Raw genomic sequence first — 6256 nt, forward strand, 5'->3', positions numbered from 1 at the left:
TGGACCGACCCCGGGTTCTGGAAACCACCGCCCTTGGGGCGGCCTGGCTGGCGGGGCAGGGGCCGGGCCTTTATCCCGATGCGGCAGGCTTTGCCCAGGACTGGGTGCTGGAGCGCAGCTTCACCCCGGCCATGGACACGCCCGATCGCGACGCCCGCTATGACGCATGGCGGCGCGCCATCAGGGCAACCATGAGCCTGTAGGGGAACAGTTGACCACTACACGCCCCCAGTGCATCAGGCGCAACCCGATATTCAGAGAAAGGCATGACATGAGCAGGCAGAAGGTCATCTTTGACACCGACCCGGGCGTGGATGACGCGCTGGCGCTGTACTACCTGCTGCGCCATCCCGACATCGATCTGCTGGGGGTGACCACGGTCTTTGGCAATGCCTCGGTGGCGACCACGACCCGCAACACCCGCTCTCTGCTGGAAAATTGGGGTCATGCCGTTCCCGTCCATGCCGGTGCCGCGGAACCTTTGACGCCGAACATGCCTTTGGAGGAGTTTCCGGTCCATATTCACGGACGGAACGGCCTTGGCGATCATGCCATTCTGCCGCCGGTCACCGAAGTCGCCGAGACAGCAGCGCAGTTCCTGATCGACACGATCCGCGCTCATCCGGGCGAGGTGCGTGTGCTGGCCGTCGGTCGCATGACGAATTTGGCGCTGGCCGTGCAGATGGCGCCTGATATCGCGCAACTTGTGCACGACGTCGTCCTGATGGGCGGCGCATTTCGTGTTCCCGGCAATATCACCCCTGCGGCCGAAGCCAATATCTGGGGCGATCCTCTGGCCGCCGATATCGTTTTTGGCGCGCCTTGGCGGGTGACGGCCGTGCCGCTGGATCTGACGACAAGGACCTTCATGACGCGCGGCATGCTGGCGCGGCTGGCGGCCGAGGGCGGCCCGGGGATGCAGCTCGTGGCGGACCTGTCGCAAGGCTATGTCAGCTTTTACGCTGCCTCGGGTTATGACGGAATGCTGGTCCATGATTGTACAGCGGCGGTATATCTGACCGATCCCGACCTGTTCAGCCTGACCACCGGCGAAGTGCGCGTCATCAGTGAGGGCATTGCCAGCGGTCTGACGCTGATGAACCCCGCAGACCGGCAGGGTCCGCTGGATGCATGGTCAGACCGGCCCCGGCAGTTCTGCACAAGCGATGGCCAGCCAGAGGCGATCCTGTCCCGCATCGCACAGGTCTGCACCGCCTGACGGGGCAGGTTGCCGGGGCGCGGACAAAACGCCGCCTTGCGCGCCTGTCCGCAAGCTGCGCTTCCTGACCTTCTGGGTGACAGCCGCCCCGGAAAGGATCATGATGGACGCTGATGATCGCCGCCCCCGTGCCGTGCCGCAGGGCCGGCTGTCACGGATGCTGCGCCTTGGCGGGTTGGCCACGGGCATAGGCGGACGCGCCTTGGCACAGGGCGCCCGACAGGTGGCCTCGGGGCAGCGGCCTCAGGCTTCAGACCTGTTGCTGACGCCTGCCAATGCGGCGCGGCTTGCGGGCCAGCTGGCGCAAATGCGGGGCGCTGCCATGAAGATGGGGCAGCTCTTGTCGATGGATGCGGGGGACTTCCTGCCGCCTGAACTGTCCGACATCCTGGCCCGCCTGCGAGCGGATGCTGACCCGATGCCCCCCAAGCAATTGCAGCGCGTGCTGGACAAGGCATGGGGCCCAGACTGGCTGCGCCGCTTTCACCGATTTCAAGTGCGCCCGATCGCGGCGGCCTCCATCGGGCAGGTGCATCGGGCGCAGACCCGCGATGGCCGCGACTTGGCGGTCAAGGTCCAATATCCCGGTGTGCGTGCCAGCATCGACAGCGACATCGCCAATCTGGGCCTGATGTTTCGCATCCCAGGCCTACTGCCTCCCGGAATCGACCTGCCCAGCCTGATGGAAGAAGCGCGCCAGCAACTGCACGCCGAGGCCGATTATCTGCGCGAGGCCGACCAGATGCGGTGCTATGGAGACCACTTGGCTGGCCGGCCTGAGTTTTTGCTGCCCAAGCCGCATCATGACCTTTGCACGCCCGACGTTCTGGCAATGGACTTCATCGAGGCCCGACCCATCGAAGCATTGAGCGAGGCACCGCAGGAGGTCCGCGACAAGGTCGCAGGGGACCTGGTGCGGCTGGTCATGGACGAGATGTTCTCCTTTAACCTGATGCAGACGGATCCCAACTTTGCGAACTATCGCTGGCAACCGGACAGCGGACGGATCGTGTTGCTGGATTTCGGCGCAACCCGGGGATTTCCCAAGGCGCTTGCGCCGCGCTACCTGTCCCTGCTGCGCGCCGGGCTGGCAGGCGACCAGGAGTCCATGCGCAAGGCTGCCATCGCCATCGGCTATTTCACGGCCGGAACCGACGCCGACCACCAGCGCGTTCTGGTCCAGATGATGGAGATGGCCTTCGCCCCCCTGCGCGCGGGCGGCATCTTCAATATTGGGACGACGGATTTTCCCCAGCAGGTTGCCAATCGCGCCATGGAAATGGCGTACTCCCGGGCCGAGGTTGAAATGCCCCCACCGGAGGTCCTGTTCCTGCACCGCAAGATCGGCGGGCTGTACCTGCTGTTGGCGCGGTTGAAGGCGCGAGTCGACGTAGATGCACTGATCGACCCTGGTCGCCTTCAGGCGCAGTTGGAGGCGCGCGGCTAGCGTGTCTCGTGCAGACGGTCACCGACCAGCCGAAGGATCATGCGGAATTCCTCGGACACGGCCAATCCCTGGCCCAGACCATCGGTCGGGACCGCGCCAGGGTCTTCCTGACCGTCACGCATCGTTTCGCGTTGGGCCAGCCAGTCCATCACGGGTTGGCGAGCTCCTTCATCCATGGCGGCAACCAGACGCGCCAGCAGGCGCCGCTGAGCATCGAGCCGGGCTTCCAGGGTGGCAATGGCTTGGTCGGTCATGAAGAGCCTCTTGATCAAAGGAACCGAACCCCGGCAGCCACGGCAATGTTCCGCAGCGGGTTCAAGGAACTGATGGCTCGTTGTTTGAATTCCGCGCTAACCCGCTCCCTCGGTGGGTGGTCCTGCTCACATCGCACCACGCATTTCGGCATTTCCATGTATATTCCTTGAACATGGGCGGGACAGATGGACCCGTTGTTTTGGTGATGCTGAATATTAAGGTGAAACCTTTTCGCGGACCCATGTTGCGTGCAGGCGCTATGGGCATCGGACTTCACCTTCTCGGGTTCGGCGGGAACCAGGCGCAGGCCCACGTGTTGGACGGGCCGGAACGGAAGGGCTGAAGTATGTGGGAATGGGTAGCGGACAACAGTGGGCTGGTTCAGGCCGGCATGTCAGCCGTGACGGCGCTGGTGTGGATGGTCTACCTGCACATCATCGTATCCGGATTGCGGCGCCAGCGGCGCACCGAGATCCTGATTCACCTGGGCGGTGCGCGTGACCTGAACGCACGCATCCTTGTCAGCAACCTGGGGTTCGAGCCGATCTATGTGCTGGAGATCATGCTGACCGTCTGGACCGCCAGCGGCGAACGCATGTCGTCGGTCGCGGACCGGACCGAAGTTGCGCCCGGCCAGCATCATACTCCGCGTGAGGCCACACTGCAGGGCCCGCTGAAAAGTGGCGACTCGGTCGATATCGGAAGCGGTCAGGATTTGCTTGACCGGGCGCGAAACAGCAGCATCGAGGCGATGGATCCCAAGGACATCCGCGAGGTCGAGATCACCGTGGCCGCAGTCACTGCGGCTGACAGCCAGATCGCCGCAGCGAGGCGGCGTTTCGTCATGAAGGTGGAAGGTGACCAGTTGTCGCTTTGTCCCAGAACCCTGCACGCCCGGCAGATCCGGTCACGATGGCGTCGCCGCCAGTTGGAGGCCAAGCTGGCATCGCTGCTCTGAGCGCGGTCTGCGGCGTAGGACTCATGTCATGCGCCGCAATCACCTGAAGAACGGCCGGGCGCACTTGGCGCGCCCGGCCCTCCGGTTTCAGCCGTGCGCCTGCGCCTGCGCCTTGGCCTTGGCGCGACGGGCATGCAGGGATGGTTCAGTATAGCCGGACGGTTGGGACGCGCCGGTCAGGACCAGATCCCGCGCTGCCTGGAAGGCCGGTCCATCAAAGCCGGGGGCCATGGGGCGATATGCGGGATCGCCAGCGTTCTGCTGGTCAACCTTTGCAGCCATGCGGCGCAGCGCGTCCTCGACCTGATCGGTCGTGATTACACCGTGCTCCAGCCAGTTGGCCAGATACTGTGCGCTGATACGGCATGTCGCGCGGTCTTCCATCAGCTGCACGTCGTCAATGTCGGGAACCTTTGAACAGCCGACGCCCCGATCGACCCACCGGACAACATAGCCCAGAATACCCTGTGCGCTGTTGTCCAGTTCGCGCAAGACCTTGTCCTGGGGCATCGGACCGTCGGCCAGAGCGGGAGTCAGCAGCAGGTCAAGGTCGGGCAGGGACTGGCCCTGCAACTCGTCCTGGCGGGCAGCGACATCGACCATATGATAATGCAGCGCGTGCAGCGTTGCCGCCGTGGGTGAGGGTACCCATGCGGTCGAGGCGCCGGACTTCGGATGGCCGATCTTGACCTCCAGCATCTCGGCCAAGGCATCGGGTTTGGCCCACATCCCCTTGCCGATCTGCGCCCGCCCACGCATCCCGGACGCGAGGCCGATCAGAACGTTGCGGTCTTCGTAAGCCTTCAGCCAGGTGGCCGCCTTCATCGCGTCGCGGCCGAGGAAAGCGCCGGCCTGCATGGAGGTGTGAATCTCGTCGCCCGTGCGGTCGAGGAATCCCGTGTTGATGAAGAAGATACGGTTGCGGATCGCATGGATGCAGGCGGCAAGGTTCGCGCTGGTGCGGCGCTCCTCGTCCATCAGGCCCAGTTTGACCGTATTCGGCTCCAGCCCCAGCACCCGTTCGACATGCGCAAAGACACGGTCGGCAAAGGCGGCCTCTTCCGGGCCATGCATCTTGGGCTTGACCACGTAGATCGCCCCGACCCGGCTGTTGCGGGGGCCGTCTGTCTTTTTCAGGTCATGAATCGCGCAGGCAACGGTGACCATCGCGTCCATCAGCCCCTCAGGCGTGGGCTGGCCGTCCTTCTTCACGACATCGGTGGTCATGAGGTGACCGACATTCCGCACCAGCAGCAACGCGCGGCCAGGCAAGGTCAACGTGCTGCCGTCGGGGCGCGTGACCTGGCGGTCATCAGCCAGACGGCGGGTCATGGTCTTGCCGCCCTTTTCGAAGCTCTCGGCCAGATCGCCCTTCATCAGGCCCAGCCAGTTGCCGTAGACGGCAATCTTGTCTTCGGCATCCACGGCGGCGACGCTGTCCTCGCAGTCTTGGATCGCGGTGAGAGCCGCCTCCATCACAACGTCGCGCAACCCGGATTTCGAGGCCGCGCCAATCGGGTGGTCCCGGTTCACGACCAGTTCGACATGCAGTCCATGGTGGCGCAGGACATAGGCGGTGTCGGACCCTTCCGATCGCGTGCCGACAAAGGCGTCAGGGCTGGTCAGACGAACGGTTTCACTGGCAACGGTCGCCATGAGCCCTTGGGCATCGGCGGCATAACCGGTCACTTTGGCATGGCTGCCGGCGACCAGCGGGAAAGACTGGTCCAGAAATTCCGCCGCGCGCGCCACGACCGCGTCGCGACGTGTTTCATCAAAGCCGCCCGAGGGCGCAGGTCCCATCACATCCGACCCGTACATCGCATCGTAAAGCGAGCCCCACCGAGCATTCGCGGCGTTCAGCGCAAAGCGGGCATTGCTGACAGGCACGACCAGCTGCGGACCAGCAATGTTGGCGATCTCGGAGTCGATGCGGCCATTGTCGACCGAGAAAGGGGCAGGTTCCGGAACCAGGTATCCGGTCTGGGTCAGGAAATCGCGATAAGCCTGCGCATCCCACGGCTGGTTGCCGCGCCCTTTGTGCCACGCGTCGATCTGCGCCTGCAGGTCGGCACGGCGATCAAGCAGGGAACGATTCTCCGCTGCAAAGTCATCCAGCAGATCGGCATAGCCTTTCCAGAAGCCGTCAGTGTCGATCCCGGTGCCAGGAAGGACCCGAGACTCGATAAAGGTGGCGAAGTCCTGATCGACATCCAGACCGTGACAATGCGTAACGTTGCGATTCATGCTGATGTTCCTGTCGAGGGTGGGCGTGACACTGTGCAGTCTGATATCTAAGCGGGATCCTCTATTTTGCCAATGCTTTTGGAAAGATTTTCCATTAAACTGGGGGAAGAGGGCCGGGGGATCTTTCTGT

5 protein-coding genes and 1 pseudogene are annotated in these 6256 nt (G+C 63.8%); 4 read left to right on the plus strand and 2 right to left on the minus strand.

The genetic code is table 11. The features are described from left to right. From ACLHHB_RS06150 to ACLHHB_RS06160, 3 genes and pseudogenes are all read left to right on the plus strand, one after another. A pseudogene (locus ACLHHB_RS06150) lies at positions 1 to 203 on the plus strand (glycerol kinase); the annotation flags it as partial. A gap of 68 nt (positions 204 to 271) precedes the next feature. Beyond that, on the plus strand, positions 272 to 1219 hold the full coding sequence (locus tag ACLHHB_RS06155) for a nucleoside hydrolase (RefSeq protein WP_410217399.1): 948 nt from the start codon (positions 272 to 274) through the stop codon (positions 1217 to 1219). Between the two features lie 103 nt (positions 1220 to 1322). Further along, a complete protein-coding gene (locus tag ACLHHB_RS06160; RefSeq protein WP_410217400.1) occupies positions 1323 to 2666 on the plus strand; it encodes an ABC1 kinase family protein in 1344 nt (447 codons plus the stop codon). Here ACLHHB_RS06160 and ACLHHB_RS06165 read toward each other — a convergent pair. Further along, positions 2663 to 2920 (minus strand): hypothetical protein, encoded by a 258-nt coding sequence (locus tag ACLHHB_RS06165; RefSeq protein WP_410217401.1) that lies wholly within the window; start codon positions 2918 to 2920, stop codon positions 2663 to 2665. The two genes, ACLHHB_RS06160 and ACLHHB_RS06165, sit on opposite strands and share 4 nt — an antisense overlap. Positions 2921 to 3267: 347 nt before the next feature. Here ACLHHB_RS06165 and ACLHHB_RS06170 point away from each other — a divergent pair, with 347 nt between their 5' ends. Next, positions 3268 to 3879 carry a hypothetical protein gene (locus ACLHHB_RS06170; protein WP_410217402.1) on the plus strand — a complete coding sequence of 204 codons (612 nt, stop codon included), beginning with the start codon at positions 3268 to 3270 and terminating at the stop codon, positions 3877 to 3879. Positions 3880 to 3966: 87 nt separating this feature from the next. Here ACLHHB_RS06170 and ACLHHB_RS06175 read toward each other — a convergent pair whose 3' ends face one another. Then, complete coding sequence (locus ACLHHB_RS06175; RefSeq protein WP_410217403.1) at positions 3967 to 6126, minus strand: malate synthase G; 2160 nt, start codon at positions 6124 to 6126, stop codon at positions 3967 to 3969. Positions 6127 to 6256: the final 130 nt, after the last annotated feature.

The sequence above is a fragment of the Paracoccus sp. (in: a-proteobacteria) genome (assembly GCF_046462195.1).
In the GTDB taxonomy this organism is placed as follows: Bacteria; Pseudomonadota; Alphaproteobacteria; order Rhodobacterales; family Rhodobacteraceae; genus Paracoccus.